15 protein-coding genes are annotated in these 20,631 nt (G+C 69.1%); 7 read left to right on the top strand and 8 right to left on the bottom strand.

Annotated features, from left to right (window positions below):
- Window positions 1-35 precede the first annotated feature (35 nt).
- From Q4P07_RS02670 to acs, 5 genes are all read left to right on the top strand, one after another.
- Complete coding sequence (locus tag Q4P07_RS02670) at window positions 36-2,711, top strand: AMP-binding protein (RefSeq protein ID WP_303373345.1); 2,676 nt, start codon at window positions 36-38, stop codon at window positions 2,709-2,711.
- Entirely contained in the window at window positions 2,708-3,733 is a 1,026-nt protein-coding gene (locus Q4P07_RS02665) for an extracellular solute-binding protein (protein ID WP_303373344.1), read from the top strand. The genes Q4P07_RS02670 and Q4P07_RS02665 overlap by 4 nt, the downstream gene beginning before the upstream one ends.
- Window positions 3,717-5,243, top strand: a complete 1,527-nt coding sequence (locus Q4P07_RS02660; RefSeq protein ID WP_303373343.1) for an iron ABC transporter permease — start codon at window positions 3,717-3,719, stop codon at window positions 5,241-5,243. Before Q4P07_RS02665 ends, Q4P07_RS02660 begins: the two co-directional genes overlap by 17 nt.
- Before the next feature lie 15 nt (window positions 5,244-5,258).
- Entirely contained in the window at window positions 5,259-6,332 is a 1,074-nt protein-coding gene (locus Q4P07_RS02655; protein WP_303373342.1) for an ABC transporter ATP-binding protein, read from the top strand.
- A 144-nt stretch (window positions 6,333-6,476) separates the two neighbouring features.
- The gene (gene acs, locus Q4P07_RS02650; RefSeq protein ID WP_303373341.1) at window positions 6,477-8,462 is read left to right on the top strand and encodes an acetate--CoA ligase; all 1,986 of its coding nucleotides are present in this window, start codon (window positions 6,477-6,479) and stop codon (window positions 8,460-8,462) included.
- Between the two features lie 90 nt (window positions 8,463-8,552).
- Here acs and Q4P07_RS02645 read toward each other — a convergent pair whose 3' ends face one another.
- The 3 genes from Q4P07_RS02645 to Q4P07_RS02635 form a co-directional block, all read right to left on the bottom strand.
- Complete coding sequence (locus Q4P07_RS02645; protein ID WP_303373340.1) at window positions 8,553-10,217, bottom strand: SulP family inorganic anion transporter; 1,665 nt, start codon at window positions 10,215-10,217, stop codon at window positions 8,553-8,555.
- A gap of 92 nt (window positions 10,218-10,309) precedes the next feature.
- A complete protein-coding gene (locus tag Q4P07_RS02640; protein WP_303373339.1) occupies window positions 10,310-10,747 on the bottom strand; it encodes a pyridoxamine 5'-phosphate oxidase family protein in 438 nt (145 codons plus the stop codon).
- 55 nt (window positions 10,748-10,802) lie between these two features.
- A complete protein-coding gene (locus Q4P07_RS02635) occupies window positions 10,803-12,023 on the bottom strand; it encodes a multidrug effflux MFS transporter (protein WP_303373338.1) in 1,221 nt (406 codons plus the stop codon).
- Between the two features lie 223 nt (window positions 12,024-12,246).
- Here Q4P07_RS02635 and Q4P07_RS02630 point away from each other — a divergent pair, with 223 nt between their 5' ends.
- Window positions 12,247-13,983 (top strand): alpha-amylase family glycosyl hydrolase, encoded by a 1,737-nt coding sequence (locus Q4P07_RS02630; protein ID WP_303373337.1) that lies wholly within the window; start codon window positions 12,247-12,249, stop codon window positions 13,981-13,983.
- Window positions 13,984-13,985: 2 nt separating this feature from the next.
- On the opposite strand, the gene Q4P07_RS02625 is transcribed toward Q4P07_RS02630, so the two are convergent.
- Window positions 13,986-14,669 carry a response regulator transcription factor gene (locus Q4P07_RS02625; protein ID WP_303373336.1) on the bottom strand — a complete coding sequence of 228 codons (684 nt, stop codon included), beginning with the start codon at window positions 14,667-14,669 and terminating at the stop codon, window positions 13,986-13,988.
- Window positions 14,670-14,769: 100 nt separating this feature from the next.
- Here Q4P07_RS02625 and Q4P07_RS02620 point away from each other — a divergent pair, with 100 nt between their 5' ends.
- Window positions 14,770-15,636, top strand: coding sequence for a hypothetical protein (locus Q4P07_RS02620; RefSeq protein ID WP_303373335.1), 867 nt, complete (start codon window positions 14,770-14,772; stop codon window positions 15,634-15,636).
- Between the two features lie 42 nt (window positions 15,637-15,678).
- Here Q4P07_RS02620 and Q4P07_RS02615 read toward each other — a convergent pair whose 3' ends face one another.
- From Q4P07_RS02615 to Q4P07_RS02600, 4 genes are read right to left on the bottom strand one after another with little or no spacing between them, the layout of a single operon-like run.
- Window positions 15,679-18,396, bottom strand: coding sequence for a multicopper oxidase domain-containing protein (locus Q4P07_RS02615; protein WP_303373334.1), 2,718 nt, complete (start codon window positions 18,394-18,396; stop codon window positions 15,679-15,681).
- A gap of 49 nt (window positions 18,397-18,445) precedes the next feature.
- The gene (locus Q4P07_RS02610; protein ID WP_303373333.1) at window positions 18,446-19,636 is read right to left on the bottom strand and encodes a hypothetical protein; all 1,191 of its coding nucleotides are present in this window, start codon (window positions 19,634-19,636) and stop codon (window positions 18,446-18,448) included.
- Entirely contained in the window at window positions 19,633-20,103 is a 471-nt protein-coding gene (locus tag Q4P07_RS02605) for a hemerythrin domain-containing protein (protein ID WP_303373332.1), read from the bottom strand. Before Q4P07_RS02605 ends, Q4P07_RS02610 begins: the two co-directional genes overlap by 4 nt.
- Window positions 20,104-20,140: 37 nt before the next feature.
- Window positions 20,141-20,446 carry a DUF2249 domain-containing protein gene (locus Q4P07_RS02600; RefSeq protein ID WP_303373331.1) on the bottom strand — a complete coding sequence of 102 codons (306 nt, stop codon included), beginning with the start codon at window positions 20,444-20,446 and terminating at the stop codon, window positions 20,141-20,143.
- Window positions 20,447-20,631: the final 185 nt, after the last annotated feature.

Raw genomic sequence — 20,631 nt, 5'->3', positions numbered from 1 at the left:
TTCGTAGCCTTTTCAGGTGAGGGTAGCCTAACTAGGTGCCCTCCTCGCTCTTGAGCGCCCGCCCAGCCGTCCTGGGTCGCTCGCCGCTCCCGACTGCTGGCTCCGTCGACCCCTGCGCGCCGGCGCTGGTGGGTGCGGACGGGACGGTCGTGGATCATGGGACGGTCCGCGACCGCGTCGATGCCCTCGTCACGCACCTGCCGGCCGCGGCTGCCGGCCGCCTGCTGGTCCGGGTCCCCCTGCGAGCCACGATCGAGGACGTGATCGGCTACCTGGCGGTCCTGGAGGCCGGCCACGTCGCCCTCGTCGTCCCTCGCGACGCGCACGGTGAGCGGGTGGCTCGGGCCTGGTCGCCCGACCTGGCCGTCGTCGGCGGTCAGATCAACGCCGAGGCAGCACCGACAGGCTCCGCGCCCCGGCACCTGCTCCACCCCGACCTCGCGCTCCTGCTCAGCACGTCCGGCAGCACTGGATCGCCCAAGCTGGTCCGGCTCTCCCACGACAACGTGGTGGCCAACGCGCGCGGCATCGCTGCTGGGCTCGAGCTCACCGCCGCCGACCGCGGCATCACCAGTCTTCCGCTGCACTACTGCTACGGCCTCTCGGTGCTGCACAGCCACCTCCTCGTCGGAGCCTCTGTGGTGCTGACCGAGAGCTCGGTGCTCGACGCGGACTTCTGGTCGCAGATGGACGGGCAGGGCGTGACCGACCTGGCGGTCGTGCCGCACCTGGTCGAGCTGATGGAGACGACCGGCGCGCTCGAGGCGCCGCACCCCGCCTTGCGGCTCATCACCCAGGCTGGTGGCCGCATGAGCCCGGAGCGCGTCTCGCGCACGGTCGCCCTGGGGGAGCGGTTCGGGTGGGGGCTGTCCGTCATGTATGGCCAGACGGAGTCCACCGCGCGCATCTGCATCCAGGACCCCGGGACCACCGGCCGTGCCCCCGAGGCCGTCGGTCGCCCGATCCCTGGCACCAGCGTGGTGCTCGACCCTTCCGTCCCGGAGGCCGACCCGGCCAGCGGCACCGGGGAGGTCGTGGTGCGAGGGCCCAGCGTGATGCTCGGCTATGCCGAGCACCCCGACGACCTGGCGCTGGGCCAGATGATTACCGAGCTGCGGACCGGTGACCTCGGGCAGATTGACGAGGCCGGCGTGCTGCGCCTCGTGGGACGCCGGTCCGGTTTCGTCAAGGTGCTCGGTCTGCGGATCGACTTGTCCCGCGTCGAGCGCGCCCTCGAGCGGGACGGCCTGGTCGTCTGCGTCACCGGAGACGATGAGGGGCTGCGCGTCGCCGTCGAGCCAGTGGACGGCCAGCTGGCCCTGGACACCGCCGCACGCGCCCGCCAGGTCGCCGCCCGCGCCTGTGGCCTCGGGGTCGGCCACGTGCGGGTCGCGGTGCTCCCGCTGGCTCGTCTGGCCAACGGCAAGGTCGATCGCCATGGGTGCGACGCGCTGGTGCGGGGCAGCGATCCGGAGGAGTGCGCCGACGCGCGCGTTCGGATCCAGACACCTTCATTGCAGGTCCGGGTCGCCAGCGCGCTCGGCGCGGTGTTGGGCCGCGACGACATCGACCTGGAGCGCTCGTTCACCGACCAGGGTGGCGATTCGCTCTCGCACGTCCAGGCCTCGACCACGCTGATCCAGCTGCTCGGGGACCTGCCCACCGACTGGCACCACCGCCCGCTCGCGCAGCTCGTGGACGACGCGACCGCACCCCTTGCGGGACAAGACTCCGCGCCGGCCCGGGGCTGGGCCCGCCGGCTCGGCGGCACGATCCGGATCGAGACCTCCATCGTGCTGCGCGCCGTCGCCGTCGTCATCATCTGCGGCTCGCACGCCGACCTCTTCCGCATCCTCGGTGGGGCGCACACCCTTCTGGTGATCGCCGGGGTCAACTCCGCCCGCTTCGGATTGTCGGCCGGCACGGTCTCGCAGCGGTGGCGCGGCACCTCCAGGCTGATCATCGGGGTCGCCGTGCCGACGATGGCGGTCGCGCTGCTGGGCCTGTCCTACGGACGCTACGGATGGGACAACGTCTTCCTCGCCAACTGGCTCGTGGGAGACATCGCCTACGGCTTCCACAACGAGCTCTGGTTCATGGACGCCCTGGTCGCCTGCGTGCTCCTCACGGCGATCGTCCTGTCGGTCCCGGCGGTGGCGCGGGCCTGGCGCACAGACCCGTGGAGGGTGGCGTTCGCACTGACCTTGCTCGGTCTCCTCCCGCGCTTCCTCATCCTGACCTTCGCCGAGGGTGTGCTGCGCGGCATGATGCCGACTGTCTTCTGGCTGTTCGCGATCGGCCTCGCGCTGGCGCACGCCGACACCCGGAGACGGCGCTGGCTGACCCTGGCCGCCATGGCCGTCGGCATCGCGTGGTTCTTCCCCGACGACCCGATCCGCAACGCCACGGTCTTCGCTGGCGTCGCCCTCCTCGCGCTCCGCCCCTCGATCGCGGTGCCGGCAAGGCTGGTGCCGGCGGTGTCCCTGCTCGCCGCAGCGAGCCTGCACATCTACCTCATCCAGTTTCAGGTCATCGGCTGGGTCCCCACCCCCCTGCTGGCCACCCTGGCTGCGCTCGGCGCCGGCATCCTGCTGTGGCGCTGGACCGATCGGCCCGTCCGGCGGCTGCAGCACGTGCTGACAGCGCGCCATACCTCCACCGCTCTCTGCTCGACCGACACCAACTCGTCCAACGAGAGGATCCCTTCGTGACTGCCCTGTCCCGACGCACCGTGCTCGCCGCGCTGGCCGCTTCGCCGTTCCTGCTGAGCGCCTGCAGCAAGGGGGAGGACTACACCCCCGACCCAGAAGCCCTGCAGATCTACTCCTCGCAGCACCAGAACGTCACCACCGCATGGGCCGAGGCGTTCACCGCCAAGACGGGGGTGCGGACTCAGGTCCGGGCCGGCAAGGACTCTTCGATGGGTCACCAGATCGTCAAGGAGGGTGCGAGCAGCCCCGCTGACGTCTTCCTCACCGAGAACTCCCCGGCGATGACCATCGTCGAGCGTGCCGGCCTGCTCGCGCCCGTCGCGGCCGCGACGCTGGCGCAGGTGGACGCCGGGATGGCCCCCTCGAGCAAGGCTTGGACCGCGATCGCGGCCCGTTCCACCGTGCTGTGCTGGAACCCGTCCGCGATGACGGAGGCCGACCTGCCCGCCTCCATGATGGATCTGGCCGACCCGTCCTGGAAGGACCGTTGGGGCTGCGCCCCGGGCGGCGCCGACTTCCAGGCGATCATCGCGGGGATGCTCGCAAACCGCGGCGCAGCGCAGACCGAGGCGTGGCTGAAGGGTCTGCAGTCCGGCGCCAAGGTGTTCCAGAACAACATCGCCACCATGAAGGCGGTCAACGCCGGCGAGGTGCCGGCGGGCATCATGTACCACTACTACTGGTATCGGGACCAGGCTGGCGACAAGTCGGGCTCAGGCAACACCCTGCTGCACTACTTCGGCAACCAGGACCCGGGAGCCTTTGTCTCCTTGTCCGCGGGCGGCGTCCTGGCGGACTCGGCGATGACGGCGCAAGCGCAGGAGTTCCTGGCCTACGTCACCTCGCCCGAGGGTCAGGAGGTGCTCGTCACGAGCAAGTCGATGGAGTATGCCGTGGGCAAGGGTGTGTCCTCCGACCCGGCGCTCCCGCCGCTGGACTCCCTCGACAACCCCCCGGTTGACCCTTCCGCGCTCAACAGCGACGACGTCATAAACCTGATGACGGATGCCGGCCTCCTCTAGGAGCCCGGTCGCGGCACCGTTGGCCGCGCTCGTCGCGGTCCTTGCGGTGCTGCCTGTCGTCGTCGTGGTGGCCCAGGCGGTCGTGGGCGGCGCGGCGGAGGCGGTCGACTACCTATGGCGGCCGCGGATCGGGGAGCTGCTCGCGCACACGGGCTGGCTGCTGCTCATCACCGTGCCGTGCGCAGTTGCGCTCGGGGTCGGCGCCGCGTGGCTCGTCGAGCGGACCGACCTGCCGTTCGCCGGGGTGTGGCGCACCCTGATGCTCGCGCCGCTGGCGGTGCCGGCCTTCGTCAGCAGCTATGCCTGGATCTCCTGGCAGCCCGGGCTGGTCGGTCTGCGGGGCGCCGCGTTGGTGACCACGCTGGCCTACTTCCCCTTCGTCTTCCTCCCCGTCGCCGCGCTGCTGCGCGTCCTTGACGCGAGCGAGGAGGACATCGCCCGTTCGCTGGGCCTCAGCCCGTTCCAGGCGTTCCTGCGCAGCGTCCTGCCGCGGCTGCGCCCGGCCATCAGCGGGGGAGCGTTGCTGGTCGCCCTGCACCTGCTGGCGGAGTACGGCGTCCTGGAGATGATGCGTTACCAGACCTTCACCACCGCGATCCTGCAGCAGTATGCGGTCGGCTTCAGCGATGTCCGGGGGTCGCTGCTGGCCTCGGTCCTGCTGGTGCTCTGCCTGGTGGTGCTCACCCTCGAGGTGGTCGCGCGAGGGAGGCGGCGAGTGGCGCGCCTGGGCTCCGGCACCGTCCAACGTGCGGTCCCGCAGCAGCTGGGCCGGTGGAAGGTCCCTGTCCTGGCCGGGCTGCTCCTGGTGGTCGGCCTGGCGCTGGTGGTGCCGGTGGTCATGGTGCTGCGGTGGCTGTTGGTCGGCACCAGCCAGAGCGGCGCCGCGGCGACCGACCTGTTCGCCGTCACCGCGACGACGCTGAGCCTGGCGGTGGCAGGCGGGCTGCTCGCGGTGGTGCTGGGGTTGCCGGGGGCGCTTCTCCTCAGCCGAGGGCACCGGCTCGGAGCGATGGTGCTCGAACGGGTCACCTTCGTCGCCAGCGCGCTGCCCGGCGTGGTGATCGCGCTCGCGCTCGTCACCCTCGCAGTGCGGTGGGCGCCCGCGCTCTACCAGACCTCGATCCTGCTCCTCGTCGCCTATGCGATCCTCTTCCTCCCGCGGGCGATGGTCTCGCTCCGCTCCGGCCTGACCGCGGCACCGCCGGAACTGTCCGACGCCGCGCGTTCGTTGGGAGCTGGGGGGACGGGTGTCCTCACCAGAGTCGTGCTGCCGCTGGCGGCCCCCTCGGTGCTGGCCGGCTTCGTCCTCGTGGCCCTGGCGATCAGCACCGAGCTGACCGCCACCCTGCTGCTGGCCCCGACCGGGGTGGATACTCTGGCGCTGGCCTTCTGGGCCTCGGCCGACGAGCTGGACTATGCGGCCGCCGCTCCCTACGCGGCGATGATGATCGCGCTGTCCATCCCGCTGACCGTCGTGCTGCGACGGCAGATCGTCTCGGACCGCGGATGAGAAACAGGAGGATCAGTGAGTGACGTCAGACTGCGTGGTGTCCACGCGAGCTACGGAGCCGAGGAGATCCTCAAGGGTGTCGACCTGCTCGTCCCCTCCGGTGGCATCACCGCGGTGCTGGGTGACTCGGGCTCGGGCAAGACCACTCTGCTCAAGGTCGTCTCCGGCTTCCTGCGTCCGATCGTGGGCGAGGTAGAGGTCGGCGGTCGCCTGGTCGCCGGGCCGGGGTCATGGGTCGCGCCGGAGAAGCGCGGCGTGGGCTACGTCCGACAGGACGGCGGGCTTTTCCCGCACTTGAGCATCGCGGGAAACATCAGCTTTGGTCTGTCCCGACCCCTGATGGGCAGGCGGGAGCAGCGCCATCAGGTGAGGGTGCGTGAGCTGCTCGACATGGTCGAGCTCCCGTTGTCCATCGCTGACCGCCACCCGGACGAGCTCTCCGGCGGCCAGCAGCAGCGCGTCGCTCTGGCCCGCGCACTCGCGCCGCACCCTGACCTGGTCCTCCTGGACGAGCCGTTCTCCGCCCTCGACACGGCGTTGCGCACGGCCACGCGGGAGGCCACCGCGCGCGCCCTCCGGGCCGCCGGAGCCACGACCCTGCTCGTCACCCATGACCAGGGCGAGGCGCTCTCCTTCGCCGATGAGGTCGCTGTCCTGCGGGACGGCAGCTTCCGCCAGGTCGCGCCTCCCCGGACCATCTATGGCGAGCCGGTCGACGCGCACATCGCCGCCTTCCTCGGCGACGCGGTGATCCTCCCTGGGGAAAGCAGCGGACCCGAGGTGTCCTGCGTGCTCGGCAACCTCCCGGTCGCGGGGTTCGCACACCGCGGCTACTGCGACGTCATGCTGCGACCAGAGCAGATCCAGCTCACTGCCCCCCAGGACGGCCACATCGTGGGCACCGTGACGAAGGTGTCCTACTTCGGTCACGACGCGGTCGTCCACCTGCAGGTGCCGCCCGGCGCCGGCGCGGACCTGACGCCCACGTCCGACGTGCTCCATGCACGGGTGGTGGGCAACGCCACCCCGGAGGTCGGCGAACTCGTCGGGATCCAGGTGGTCGGTCCGGCGCGCGTCTTCCGCCACTGACCGGGCGGTCGCTGTTGCCACTCCGGGCGGTCGCCAGACCTGCTCAATCAAGGCGCTCATCCCGGGGTGCGCAGGACGCGCGCCGCGGGACACGGCATACTCACAAAGAGGCAAAGCCAACGGCAACCCGCAAGGAGAAGACTGATGTCCGACGCGTCGCCCCACGAGGGCCTGTCCACGTTGTTGCACGAGGCGCGCACCTTCGCGCCCAGTCCTGAGTTCGCGGCGCAGGCGAATGGGACCGCCGAGCTCTACCAGCAGGCCGACGCCGACCGACTCGCCTTCTGGGCAGAGCAGGCCCGCACCTACCTGACGTGGGAGAAGGACTTCGAGGAGGTGCTCGACTGGTCGCAGGCGCCTTTCGCCAAGTGGTTTGTGGGGGGCAAACTCAACGCCTGCGTCAACGCGGTGGACCGGCACGTCGAGGCGGGACACGGCGACCGCGTCGCGTTCCACTTTGTCGGGGAGCCGGGTGACACCCAAGACATCACCTACGCGCAGATGCACCAAAAAGTCCAGAGGGCGGCCAACGCCCTGAGCGAGCTGGGCATCGGCAAGGGGGACACCGTCACGATCTATCTGCCGATGATCCCCGAGGCCGTCGTGGCCATGCTCGCCTGCGCCCGGCTGGGTGCCCCGCATACGGTCGTCTTCGGAGGGTTTTCCTCCGACGCGCTGCACAGCCGCATCCAGGACGCCGGGTCAAAGGTGGTCATCACCGCGGACGGCGGCTGGCGACGTGGCAAGCCCTCCGCGCTCAAGCCGGCCGTGGACGGCGCGCTCGCTCAGGGCGACACCCCGGTCGAGCACGTCCTGGTGGTCCAGCGGACCGAGCAGGACGTCGACTGGTCCGAAGGGCGCGACATCTGGTGGCACGACGCGCTGGCCGCCGCTGCCGACACCCACGAGCCGGAGTTCTTCGACTCCGAGCACCCGCTGTTCATCCTCTACACCTCGGGCACCACGGGAAAGCCGAAGGGCGTCCTGCACACCACGGGCGGCTACCTGCTGCAGAACGCCTACACCACGAGCGTCGTGCACGACCTGCATCCGGAGACCGACGTCTACTGGTGCACCGCCGACATCGGCTGGGTGACCGGGCACTCCTACATCGTCTACGGCCCGATGACGCTGGGCGCGACGCAGGTGATGTATGAGGGCACGCCGGACACCCCGCACCAAGGCCGTTTCTGGGAAATCATCCAGGACAAGAAAGTCTCGATCCTCTACACCGCGCCGACCGCGATCCGGACCTTCATGAAGTGGGGCAAGGAGATCCCGGAGAAGTTCGACCTGTCCAGCCTGCGGCTGCTGGGATCGGTCGGTGAGCCGATCAACCCCGAGGCGTGGATGTGGTACCGCGAGGTCATCGGCGGCGGCCGGTGCCCGATCATCGACACCTGGTGGCAGACCGAGACCGGCGCGACCATGATCAGCCCGCTACCCGGGGTCACGGCGACCAAGCCGGGGTCGGCCATGCGCGCGATCCCAGGCATCACCGCCGATGTGGTCGACGAGTCCGGAGAGCCGGTGGGTCGCGACGCTGGCGGTTATCTCGTCATCACGGCGCCCTGGCCGGCGATGCTGCGCGGCATCTGGGGCGACCCGGAGCGTTTCAAGGAGACCTACTGGAGCCGGTTCCCGGGCGTCTACTTCGCCGGTGACGGCGCTAAGTTCGACGAGGACGGCAACGTCTGGGTGGTCGGTCGGGTGGATGACGTCATGAACGTCTCTGGACACCGTATGTCGACCTCGGAGATCGAGTCGGCGCTCGTCTCCCACCCCAAGGTCGCCGAGGCCGCCGTGGTCGGCGCCAATGACGCGACCACGGGGCAGGCCATCTGCGCCTTCGTGATCCTGCGGGAGGACGCCGTTGAGGAGGCCGACGAAGTGGGTGAGGGGGCCGAGTTGGTCGCCGAGCTGCGCAACCACGTCGCCAAGGAGATCGGTGCGATCGCCAAGCCTCGCCAGATCTTGATCGTGTCCGAACTGCCCAAGACCCGCTCCGGCAAGATCATGCGACGCCTGCTCCGCGACGTCGCGGAGAAGCGCGAGATCGGCGACGTGACCACCTTGGCCGACTCCTCGGTCATGGACCTGATCACCGAAGGGCTACGCGCCGGCGACTGACCGAGCGGTCGCCCTGGCCGCACCGAACGGTCGTTCCTGCCGGACCGGGCACCCCGTCTCGCCGCATCGGACGCCCAAGACGCCCGCTGCTTAGGATTGAGGTCGTTGCCGGAAGGCGTCGACAGCGGTCGGCAGCGTGGCAAAGATGTGCTCTTCACCGATCCGATCCAAGATGCCGGAGGGCGCAAGCTCCACCCGCAGGTCATCTTTGACGCGGGCCAAGGCCAGCACCACGCCTTCGGCGGCCAAGGTGGTCCGCAGATCTTCGAGCGCGTCGGCGGCGGTGATGTCGACCTGGGTGTTGGCCTCGGCGTTGAGCACGAACCACTCGACCGGGTGTTCTTCGTCCCGGACAGCGCGCAGCGCCCGATTCTTGAAATCTTCGGCGTTGGCGAAGAAGAGGGGGGAGTCGTAGCGATAGACGACCAGACCCGGCACGGTCGTCGCGGTCGGATGGTCGTCGACATCGTGCATTCCGGCCAGCCCAGGGACGAAGCCGAGCACGGCATCGTGCGGACGAGACACGCGTCGCAGCACGTCGCTCAGTGACAGCACTACCGCGATGATGATCCCCTCCAGAACACCGAACACGAGGACCCCGGCAGTGGTTGACAGCGCGATCACGAGCTCGCTCTTGCGGAACCTCGCGAACCGCCGAAGTTCCCCGACCTCGATCAGGTGCGCGGCGGCATACACCACGACGGCACCGAGGGCGGCGCTCGGGATCTGCGCGAGCACGGGGCGCAAGGTAAGGACCGCGAGGGCGGTGGCGAGTGCGGTGACGACTGCCGTGCCCTGGCTCTTGGCGCCGATGGCGTTGGCGATCGCGGTGCGCGAGCCCGACGAAGAGACGGGCAACCCTTGGAAGAGGCCGGCACCAAGGTTCGCGGCACTCAAAGCCAGAAGTTCGCGACGAGCGTCGACCTGCTCGCCGTCCTCGGCAAAGGCCCGCGCGGTCAGGATGTTGTCGGAGTAGGCCACCAGCGTGACCCCTAGCGCCGGCACCAGCAGCCTGACCACGGAGTCGATCGTGAGATTGCCCAGCGCCGGCGTCGGTAACCCCGCCGGGAGGGCGCCGACGGTGTCGATGCCGAGGTCCCCGGCGGGTGTCCACGCCACGACGGCCGCAGCGGCAAGGATGCCCACGAGGGCGATCGGCGCGCGTGGCCAACGCCAGGAAGTCAGGAACAAGACGGCAATCAACACGAGGCTGAGGACGAGGGTGGGCACGTGCGCGGCGTCGAGGTGCGTCAGCAGCGACCACGTCTGTGCCAGGACACCCTCGCCCTCGACGTTGACGCCGGTGAGCTTGGGAGCCTGGCTCACGATCATCACGCCAGCGATGCCCGCCATGTAGCCGACCATCACCGGCCGGCTCAGTAGGTCCGATACTCGTGACAGACCGCCGATCCAGCCGAGCAGGCAGAAGGCCGCAACGACGAAGCAGAGCGCAACGGCCATGGGTGCGTAGTCCTGCGGGCGGGTGACCACCGCGCCGACAGCGGCGGCCGTCATGAGAGCGGTCGTCGACTCGGGCCCGACCGAGAGGGTGCGGCTGGTGCCGACGAGTGAGTAGGCGAGCAGTCCACCGACCAAGCCCCAGATCCCGGTGGTGGGGGGCAGGCCAGCGATCGTGGCATAGGCCATGACCTGAGGTATGGCGTAGGCCGCCACGGTGACCCCCGCGAGCACGTCCCAGCGCAACCAAGGACGTTCGTAGGAACGAACCCACGCAGGCACGGGGGTCGTCCTCATGGTCAAACACTCCCACCGGAAGACGTCAACTACCAGTCGGCACGACCCATCGGGCCGAGCGTTTCACTGATCTGGTCCTACTGCCGAGCGGACTACTCGTCTTCGGGGATCAATTGCTGCCACGGTCGGGACAGTGGGTAGTCGCGACCGCTGATCTCATCGACGGCGATGGACACGACGTTGAACTTGTTGGTCGAGACCCATGGTCGCAGCCGCAGGTTGTCCACGTCGAGTGCCGCGTCGCCCTCCAGCAGGGAGGCCCTGCCTCGGACCAGCACGCTCCAGGCGCGCTCTTCCTCCTCGAGCACGCGGTCGACCTCGAAGGCCACGTCGTCGTTCATCACCACGCCGAGCAACTTGGAGCCCTCGGCGGTGCGGAACACCAGTCGCTGGCCGTCGACCGCGTAGTTCACCGGAGCGATGTGCACCTCGTCCGCCAGGTGGTAGCCCAGACGCCCGAACTCCTCTTGCGCGAGCCTCGACCAGCACTCCTGTGTGGACAACACCGGGTTGAAAGAGTCGGGAGACATGATCGGCCTTCCTCGGAGGGGGTACCCCAGTCTACGACAATTCGTCGTAACCGGCTCAGGTCCCTTGGGCTGGTGCCGGTGCGGTCGCGCGACGGTGCCACACCCACGCGAGGACGCCTAGGAGCGAGAGGCCAGCGCTGGTCAGGGCTGCGGTGAGCAGGGAGGCGGTGGCCAGGGGTGCGATGACGCCGGCGATGACGACGTTGAACGCCAGGATGACGAAGGCGGTCATCGACGCGGCCGCGCCGCGGTGGTGGGGAAACATGTCGAGCAGCGCGAGCTGCAGGACCGGGAAGACCACACCGATCGCGACCCCGAGCAGCGTCGGCCCCACGAGCACCCAGGGCAGGGTCGGCGACAGCATGGTCAGCGCGACGTTGACCGCAGCCGCGGCGACGACGAATCCCATGGTGGCGTCGACGAGACGGTGGGATTCGATCTGGCCGGCGACGCGGCCGGTGATCCAGGACCCCAACGCCATGCCGGCGACCAAGGGCACGAACAGCATCCAGAAGTCCTGCTCGCCGAGACCGAGCAGGTCGACGACCACGATGGGCGCGGCCAGCACATAGAAGATATAGGCCGAGAAGGTGAACGCGGTCGCCAACGACAGTCGCTCGAACGGCCAGGATCGAGCGACCCCCCACAGCCCGGAGAAGACCGAACCCACCCGCAACGGCTGCCGCTGCTCCCGAGGCAGGGTCTCGGGCAGGATGGTCACCGTCGCGATGGTGACGAGCACGCCATACCCGGCGATGAACCAGAAGATCCCCGGCCACGGCCCGATCGCAAGGATCCATCCCCCGACGACGGGCGCGATGGCCGGCGCGATCGAGAAGATCATCATCACCTGGCTCATCAGCCGCTGAGCCTGCGCCCCTTCGTAGAGGTCACGGATCACCGCCCGGCTGATCACGGTGGCGGCGCCAGCAAACAGGCCCTGCACTGCTCGGCCGACGAGCAGCCAGCCCAGGGTGGGGGCGAGTGCGCAGGCAACCGAGCCGACGATATATCCCCCCAATCCGACGAGCATGACCGGCTTACGCCCGACTGCATCAGAGATTGGTCCGTGGAAGATGCTCATCACGGCGAATGACGCCAGGTAGACGGTGGTCACCTGCTGCATCGCGAGCGCGTCGGCGCCGAACTGTCTGCCCATCGACTCGAAGCCGGGGAAGATGGTGTCGATGGTGAACGGCCCGAGCATCGACAATCCCGCCAGGATCGCCGTGATGACCCAGCCCGCGGCGACGGGACGAGCGGCGGGAGAGGTCACGGACTGACGCTACTCGGCCCTCCTCGCGGGGGCGCACGGCAGCCCACCCCTTCCCCCGGAGGCTCGTCCGGACCGGGGCCCGGCACCAACTCGACGCAGACCGACATACCTGTCAGCCTGGCCCATCAGAGGACGCTCCAGCCACCCGTTTACGATGACCAGGGGCGCGGGGTCCGCGTCCTTGACCATGACCTGTGAGTTCCGATCTACCAGGAGTGAATCTGTGAGCGTTCTCGGCATGGGCGCCGTGCCCTTCGACGGAGGCTTCGCCTTCCGGGTCTGGGCCCCTCATGCTGATGAGGTCAAGGTCGTCGGCGACTTCAACGGGTGGGATGACAACGCCCACCACCTCTTGCCCGAAGGCGATGGCAACTGGTATGGCGAGGTGCAGGGGGCCGTACACGGGCAGGAGTACAAGTACCTGCTGCGCAACGGCGACTCCTGGACCATGCGGATCGATCCGCGAGCGAATTCCGTGACCAACTCGGTCGGCAACGGTCACCTCTACGACCACAGCGGTTTCGACTGGGAGGGCGACGAGGCCTTCCTCACGCCCGCGCAGCACCAGCTGGTGATCTACGAGACCCACATCGGCAGCTTCGTCGACAAGGAGTACGGCCCCTCGACACTGATCGACCTCACCGGCAAGCTCGGCTACCTGCAGAACCTCGGCGTCAACGCGATCGAGCTGATGCCGCTGATGGAGTTCGCGGGCGACTACTCCTGGGGCTACAACCCCGCGCACATCTTCGCCGTGGAGCACACCTACGGCGGCCCGGCCGCGCTGAAGACCTTTATCAGGGAGGCGCACAAACTGGGGATCGCCGTCATCATCGACGTCGTCTACAACCACTTCGGCCCCAGTGACCTGGCCACCTGGCAGTTTGACGGATGGTCCGAGAACGGCATGGGCGGGATCTACTTCTATCAGGACTACCGGTCCCACACACCGTGGGGCGACACGCGTCCCGACTACGGTCGCCGCGAGGTGCGCGACTTCATCCTCGACAACGTCCGGATGTGGCTGCGGGACTACCACGCCGACGGCGTCCGGTTGGACATGACGCCCTACATGCGCACGGTCGACGGCTTCTCCGGGGACATCCCCGAGGGTTGGGCGATGATGCGGATGATCGGCGAGCTCGTGCGCACCGAGTTCCCCGGGCGCTTGGTCATCGCCGAGGACATGCACAACGTGATGGCGGTGACTGCCACCCAGCCGGGCGGGGCGGCGATGCACGCCCAGTGGGACAGCCAGTTTGTGCACCCGGTCCGCGAGGCCCTGATCGCGCACGATGACGAGCAGCGCTCGATCCCGGCGGTGGCGCAGGCCGTGATGCACGCCTATCAGCACGCCTTCGACCGCGTCATCTACACCGAGTCCCACGATGAGGTGTCCAACGGTAAGGCCCGCATCACCTCCGAGGTGCGGGGCGACAACCCGACCGGCTGGGACGCCCAGAAGCGTGCCACCCTGGGTGCCGCACTGGTCCTGACCGCTCCGGGGATACCGATGCTGTTCCAGGGGCAGGAGTTCCTGGAGGACGAGTGGTTCCGCGACACGGTGCCGCTGGACTGGGACCGGGCCTGGGCCTTCCGCGACATCACCGCGATGTTTCGCGACCTGATCCGGATGCGCCGCAACCTGGACGGGGACACCCCCGGCCTGTCCGGACCCAACACCACGCTGGTCACGCTCGACGATGACGCCAACGTGATCGCCTATGTGCGCAGCACGGATGACCGGCGACACGTCCTCGTCGCGCTCAACCTCACGTCCAATGCCGTGCAGCGTCAGGTCAAGCTGCCCAGCGGCACCTGGCGGGTCAAGTTCAACAGCGACTCGCGCAGCTACAGCTCACTTTTCGGGGACCACGCGACTCCGGACCTGCAGGTCATCGACGGGGCGGGCGTGCTCGACCTGGGTCCCTACTCCTGCGTGGTCTACCTCCCGGCCTGAGGTTAACTACCCGTCGAGGGGTGGTTGATGCGTTTGTGCGTCGGGACCATCTCGTGCTCCAGCCCCCAGCGGACGGCCTGCGACCGGCGGGTCACGTCGATCTTGCGATAGGCCGTGCGGATGTAGGTCTTGACCGAGTTGATCGACAGGTAGGTGCGGGAGGCGATGTCGACGTTGGTCAGGCCCTGGGTGATGAGCGCGACCACCTCCGCCTCGCGGGCAGACAGGCCGTGCCCGCGGCCGGGCCAGTCACCACCATCGCTCAGCACGGTGGCACCGTCCTGACGCGAGGTGGGGACCGACGTCGGAGAGATGACGATGTCGCCTAGGGCTACCCTCTCGATCGCACGCACGAGGATCGGCGCTGCCAGCGACTTGTCCAGGTAGCCGCGGCAACCCTTGGCCAGGGCGACCTCCACGAGCTGGGGATGCATGTTCCATGTGAAGACGACGACTGAACCGGCAGCGGGGCGCGCCAGCATGGTGTCGATCTCCGGCGCATCGACCTGCGTCTGGGAGAAGGTGTCATAAAGAGTGAGGTCCACCACCTGGGAGACGGGGAGATTCACGTCCAGCTCGACCACCTCGATACGGCTCCGGAACGGCGCGAGCATGGCGTGCAACCCCCGGACAACCACTTCGTAGTCGTTCGCGATGGCCACCTTGAGGGGAGTTGCGCTTGCCATGAACTCCACACTAGGCGGAGGGGCAGGAGGCGTCGTGATGAAGCGACCTCACCCCTGAGGGGGTAGTCACGCGGCTTGTACGGACGATAAGGTACGCCTCGTGCTTGCGAAGATCGCTGTGCTGACCATGACCCGAGGGCGGCATGACCAGCTCCTGGGTCAGGTGGACGGGCTGTCCGTCGGGTCGGTCCCACCGGCCATCCACAGCATCGCCTCGATGGGCGACCGCGACCTCACGCGGGGTCGACTTCCGTTGGCCTCCGACCGCTGGCGGACCATCGTGCGCCCGGTGCCCACCGATCGGCGCGCGCTGCCCTTAGCGGCAGCGCGCAACGCGACCGCCGCGCAGGCCATCAGCGCCGGGGCTGACGTCCTGGTGTTCTTCGACGGTGACGTGATCCCCGGGACCCGGGCGCTGGAGCGGTATGCCGCGGCCGTGACAGGTGAGGCGGGGGCCGCGATCCGCGAGCAGGTCGCCGGCCCGATCCTGTGGTGCGGCCCGGTGCTCCAGCTCCCCGAGCCGGCGAATCCGGAAGTGGGTTATCCGCTGCGCAAGCTGGACACGCTGGGCGTCCGCACCCCAGGCACCCCGCCGTTGCGCAACGGCGAGCTAGTGATCGAAGAGCGGTTCGAACTCTTCCACGCGCTCGCCTTCGCGATGAGCGCCGACGACTTTGAGGCGACCGGGGGCTTCTGTCCGCAATACACGGGCAAGGGCTTGGAGGACGCGGACTTCGCCCAGATCGTGCGGGAAGCGGGCGGGGCGATGGTGTGGGTCGGCGGCGCCACCACCTATCTCCAGCCCGGCCAGGAGGTGGCCGAGGCGGAAGAGGAGCGGATTGCCCTCAACCACGCCAAGATCTGGGGAGATCGGTGGGGGCAGCCGAGCACGCACCCCTGGCTGCAGAGGCTCGTGGGGCAGGGCCGGCTCCGAGCAGCGCCGGCCGGCAACTACCGCGCCGTCTGAGCGACTGCGGTCGCCGCGCGCAGCATCGGCCTCCCGAGGCACTCACTCCGTGACGCGCACGAAACCGTGGGCGCCCCGCTCGGCATCGACCATGATGTGGCTGACCATCGGGTAGTGACCCGGCTCGGGGAAGGTGAGCTCCACGAAGCCGCCCTGCGCGGCCTGCAGCCCCAGCACCTGTGACCCACTGCCCTGCGCCTGCGGCCCCAGCAAGTAGGCGCCCTCGCTGTAGACGGTGTCGAACTGGCCGCCGACGATATGGAAGCTGGTCGGCCGGTTGGGCCCGGCGTCGAGCACCCAGATCCGCACTCGTTCGCCCACCTTGGCGGTGAGCATCTCCTGGTCGTACTGGTTGGCGATGCCGTTGAAGGTCACCAGGCTCGGACGCTCGGCCAGCACCGCGTCGGCGTCGACCTCCGCGGCGTCGGTGCCGGCGGCGCGGTCGCCGGTGCCCTGCTGCAGGTAGACCTCGGACTGGACCAGCAGATATTCACGGTCCACTGCGGGCAAGCCGCCCTCCGGCTCGATGACCACAGCGCCGAACATGCCTGCCGCGATGTGGGCGGTCATCGGCATGGTGGAGCAGTGATACATCCAGATCCCCGCCCTCGTTGCAGTAAACCGGTAGACCAACGATTCCCCGGGTGCGATGGTGCGCATCGGCCGGTCCGGTGCGAGGGCCCCCGCGTGGAAGTCGATCGAGTGACCCATGGTCCCGTCGTTGACGAGAGTGATCTCGAAGATGTCGCCCACCCGGCCGTGCAGGGTCGGCCCTGGCGCCTGCCCGTTGAAGGTCCAGCGGGTCTGGGTGATCCCGGGAGCGACCTCCAACTCGAGCTCCTGCGCGGTGAGCGTGAGCTTGTGCACCTTCTCCTCGGAGGCGGGCGCGAGGACCGGGTCGATCGAGTCCTGCACGACGGCGTCGGGGTCCAGGAGCGGGGTGGCGCTCTGAAGGTATGCGGCGCCGGCGCCCGGTGATCCGGTCTGGTGGCCGGCATCGCCGCCGGGTGCCGTCACGGCTGCGGAGTCGCTGCCGCCGACCGCGACGACGTCGAAGACCATCCCCATCTGGCGGTGACCGACGATCGTGCACCATCCCTGGGTGGATGCCGTGACGATCCCCAGGTCGAGGGTGGCGGCGCCGCCGTGCGGGAGCCGTGGCGTGCGCTGGCCCATCAGCTGGAGGTCGTGGACGTTGGTCGGGTCCTCGTTGACGAGGTTGATCACGAGGCGGTTGCCCGCGGGGACCTCGACGGAAGAGGGCTCGAAGAGCATGTCAAGGGCCTTGACGGTGACCGTCGTCGTCTCGCCGGTGGCTGCGACGGGCGCCGAGGCGGAGGTCTGGCCGGGAAGCGCCGTGAGACCCCCGAGGCCCGCGGCTGCCGGGTCGCCGGCGACACCGATCGAGATGGCGAGGGCGAGGGCGGACACGGCGGCGACCAGCTGCCCGCCCGACCAGATGGAGGGCAGGTGGTCAGGACCGTTGGTGCTGGGTCGCGGCTCTATGGGACGGGGGCCGTCGGCCAGTGCGCGACGGGCGGTGGCCGCAGCAGCGATGCCACGGAACAGGAGGGGGATGAAGGCCGCGAGCGCGATGAGGACCAAGACGGAGATGATGACGCGGACGAGGCTGGGGATGGGCAGCAGGGACAGGGCGAGGCCGGCGTTGATCGTGACCAGCCGGGCCGTGGCCCAGCGGTCCAACCACTTCTGCCCGGCGCGCACGACCGTCTTGCCGCCTCCGAGCACCGATGGCACGAGATAGGAGAGGGCGCCGGAGAGCAGCTGCGCCGCGAAGCCGACGACGATGATCGCGCTGGTCTGGCCGAAGCCGTCGGCAAAGTCCGCCCAGGTCGCGGTGGTAGCCAGCCGCACCAGCAGATAGCCGATCCCCACCAACCACCAGATCAGTGCCAGTCCCACCGAAGCGGGCGCAAATTCACGGGGCAGCTTTGTCCGAACCGGAGCCAGGACCGCGCTGGCCCACCACAGCAGCGAGACGGCATACAGCCCGAGCGCGGCCAGCGAGAGCCAGCGCAGGTCGACCAGCGCACCCGCGACCAGCAGCACCAGGGCGGTGATCAACCCGGGAAGGGCCTGGGTGGCCCGACCCTCGGCCTTCGGGGTGATCTGGGTGCGCAGCACCGTTGGCCAGAGGGTGAGCAGGGTGCCCGTGACGGTCAGCCCGATCCAGCCCAGGACGTTGACCATCGTGTGCGCCAGGAGGATGCGCCCGTGCGTCGCGTCGTCGAGACCGAGCGCGAGGGTGGCGCCCAGGCCAGCACCGACCGGGAGGCAGATCGCGGCCGCGAGGTAGTAGCGGATGGTGATCCGGAACCGCACTGGCAGGGCCGCCCGCAGCCGCCGCCAGAGCTGGACCCCATGCCACAGGACAGCGACGGAGACGAGGCTGGCCCCGATAACGGTCAACCACCACTGCGCCGTCGGCACCCCGACGAGCGTCATCGAGGTGCCGATCAACAGCAGGATCAGGCGGCGCGACTGCATCTTGCGGTCATCCAGCCCCGGTCTGGTCTTGAGCAGCGCCTGGGTGAAGTGGGTGCTCCACACCATGATCGAGTGGGTCAGTGCGCCCAGCAGGACGAGGTGGACCATCAGCCACCGCGACTCCGCGATGAACGGGTGCGCCAGCGCGACGAGGACCGCCAGGATCATCCACACGATCCCCGGGCGATCTCGCAGCGCCCAGTGGCCACGCGCCCCGGAGGTGGGGCGGCCTGGGCGAGGTGACGAAGGCATGGACGGCGTCGAAGGGAGGGAGGGCGTGTCAGGGGTGGTGGGGCTGAGGTCAGGCATGCGTCGTCTCTGTGCGGCTGGTGTCAGGGCTGGTGGTGCCAGGGCTGGTGGTGACAGGCTGCGCGGGCTCGGCGGCGCGCGCGGGTGTCGGGAAGGGTCGCGGCTTTGGTGGCCGGGCCGCGAGGAAGCCGGTCAGCACGGCGGTCGCCACGAAGATCAGCAGCGCGACCACGTTGCCGTAGAGCCCGACCGACCAACCGTCGAAGTCGTCCAGGGTGACCGCGACGACCCGGATCAGCAGGGTCAGGTGCAGCAGGGCCAGGGGCACCCACATGAAGATGTTGTAGGGCAGCTTGACGCGGAGCACGGCGGGCAGGATCACCGGGGCGTGGGCCAGGATCATCGACATCGCAAAGCCCAGGAAGGTGGCGTGGACCACGACGTCGTAGGCGGCCTCTGTGGGTTGCCCCACCAGGACCAGGACCACGCCGGCGAGGAGGAGCCAGGCGTAGCCGAGCAGGAGCGCAGCGGCGGCGAAGCGAGGCAGCCCGGTGGTCTTGATCAGCCGGCGAGCGACATCGTGGCGGACCAGCCAGAGCGTCATCCCGAGCAATATCAGGCCGAGGAGGCGCCACCCGGGCAGGGGCCAGAGCACGGTCGCAGCAGCCGCGGCCGTGCACGCCACGGACCACCAGATCAGGTGCACCCCGGCTGCGGCGGGCATCGCGAGGCGAGCCAGCTCCACTCGCTCGGCCCCGATGGTCAGCACGATGAACACGATCAGCAGGGGCAGCACGACCGCGACCTCGACGCGGGTCAGGAGCAGGGCCGCGCAGGCGGCGAGCACGGCACCCAGGGCCTGGACCGCGATGGTGTGGTCGTGGTTGCGGCGCCAGAGCACGGCATACACCGCGACGAACAGGACAAAGCCGTGGACCAGCAGAAGGCGACCAAGGAGGGGGTCGGGCAGCACGATGAGTGCGATCCCACCCAGCCCGATCAGGCCAGGTGCCAGGAAGCCCCACGCCTGCCGGAGGGCGACGGCCCGCTCCAGAGAGATCACGGTGCCCAGGAACGCCAGCACCATGAGGGAGCCGTGCAGCACCGCGAGCCGCTGGCTGCTGGCGGGCGCCGGGAGCCCCGCCAGCGTGAGTGCCGCATCCAAGCCGGCGAGCAGCGCGAGGCCACCGGGGATCAGGAGGAGCGGGGCCAGGGTGTAGGGGCCACGCGTGGGGGTGCTCACGCCAACCGGGCCTTGCCCGCCCCGGTCCAGGTGGTGGGCGGAGGCGTAGACAGGTCGACCTCGGCCCAGTCGGGCCCGTCCAGGGCGATCGCGGACGCCGGGAAGAGGCCGTTGTCCTCGCGTTCGATATGGCCACGAAGGTCGTGGTCGAACTCCGCCATGCGAGCATGATCGCCGGCACGGATGGCCGCTAACTGGGCGTCGAGAGTCTCGTGCTCGAGGCACAACTGCTCGATGTGATCGGCGAATTCCTCCTGCTGGCGCATCACCCTGAAGAGCCCGACCTCCTCAGCGTCGGTGTGCGGGTCCAGGAGGCGCGCGACCTCGTCCGCGGCGCGCTCCACCTCCGGCTGGTCCCCCTGGTGGCAGGCCCGACGCAACTGCCCCGCGGCGTTGATGATGTCGGTGTGCTCGGCCATGAACCGGCCGATCACCGCGATCGACTCGCAACCGCAGTAGGTGCACACGGGTCGGGCTCCTCTGACGACGGGGTGGTGGCTGAGCCTACGCGTGGCGGGTGAAGCGCAGGGTCCAGGCCTCGGGGCCCTCCTCGAGGTAGGTCCAGCTGAGGGCCTCGCCCTCTCGGTCCGCGATCTGCGCCAGCAACGGAAGGGGGTTGTGCGGTGCGATGAGGTCCATCTGCTGCCCCGGTCGGACCCCGGAGAGCGCACCGAAGATCGTCGCGTGGCGGATGGCGTGAGGGATGGCGCGGGCGTCCAGGGCGGGGACGTCGTGGTCGTGCTCGCCGCAGCCGCAGGAAGCTTTTTGCGTGATGGGCAGCTCGGTGCGGGTCTCGCTGATCTCAGACATCGGGTGGTCCTTCGGTGGTGGGTGAGGCAGGCAGGGCGTCTTGCGCGTGAGCGCAAGAACGTCCATGATCAATATAAACTATTGAAGGGAACGTGCGACAGTCACGTCGGACGCGAGAGGCGGTGAAGAAGTGGAGATGATGACCTCCCAGGATGTCGGGCCGGAGCGGCCGACCACGCCGACCA

Origin of the sequence: Ornithinimicrobium sp. (assembly GCF_030537745.1) — a bacterium.
Classification (GTDB): domain Bacteria; phylum Actinomycetota; class Actinomycetes; order Actinomycetales; family Dermatophilaceae; genus Ornithinicoccus.
Note: the sequence above shows the minus strand (reverse complement) of the source record. Positions and strands in the feature narration are given on the sequence as shown.

What these genes read in the sequence shown, in the direction of transcription:
- Q4P07_RS02660 (WP_303373343.1), top strand. Translation starts at nt 3,717, where the DNA reads ATGCCGGCCTCCTCTAGGAGCCCGGTCGCGGCACCGTTGGCCGCGCTC.
- acs (WP_303373341.1), top strand. Translation starts at nt 6,477, where the DNA reads ATGTCCGACGCGTCGCCCCACGAGGGCCTGTCCACGTTGTTGCACGAG.
- Q4P07_RS02645 (WP_303373340.1), bottom strand. Translation starts at nt 10,217, where the DNA reads ATGAGGACGACCCCCGTGCCTGCGTGGGTTCGTTCCTACGAACGTCCT.
- Q4P07_RS02640 (WP_303373339.1), bottom strand. Translation starts at nt 10,747, where the DNA reads ATGTCTCCCGACTCTTTCAACCCGGTGTTGTCCACACAGGAGTGCTGG.
- Q4P07_RS02625 (WP_303373336.1), bottom strand. Translation starts at nt 14,669, where the DNA reads ATGGCAAGCGCAACTCCCCTCAAGGTGGCCATCGCGAACGACTACGAA.
- Q4P07_RS02615 (WP_303373334.1), bottom strand. Translation starts at nt 18,396, where the DNA reads ATGCCTTCGTCACCTCGCCCAGGCCGCCCCACCTCCGGGGCGCGTGGC.
- Q4P07_RS02600 (WP_303373331.1), bottom strand. Translation starts at nt 20,446, where the DNA reads ATGTCTGAGATCAGCGAGACCCGCACCGAGCTGCCCATCACGCAAAAA.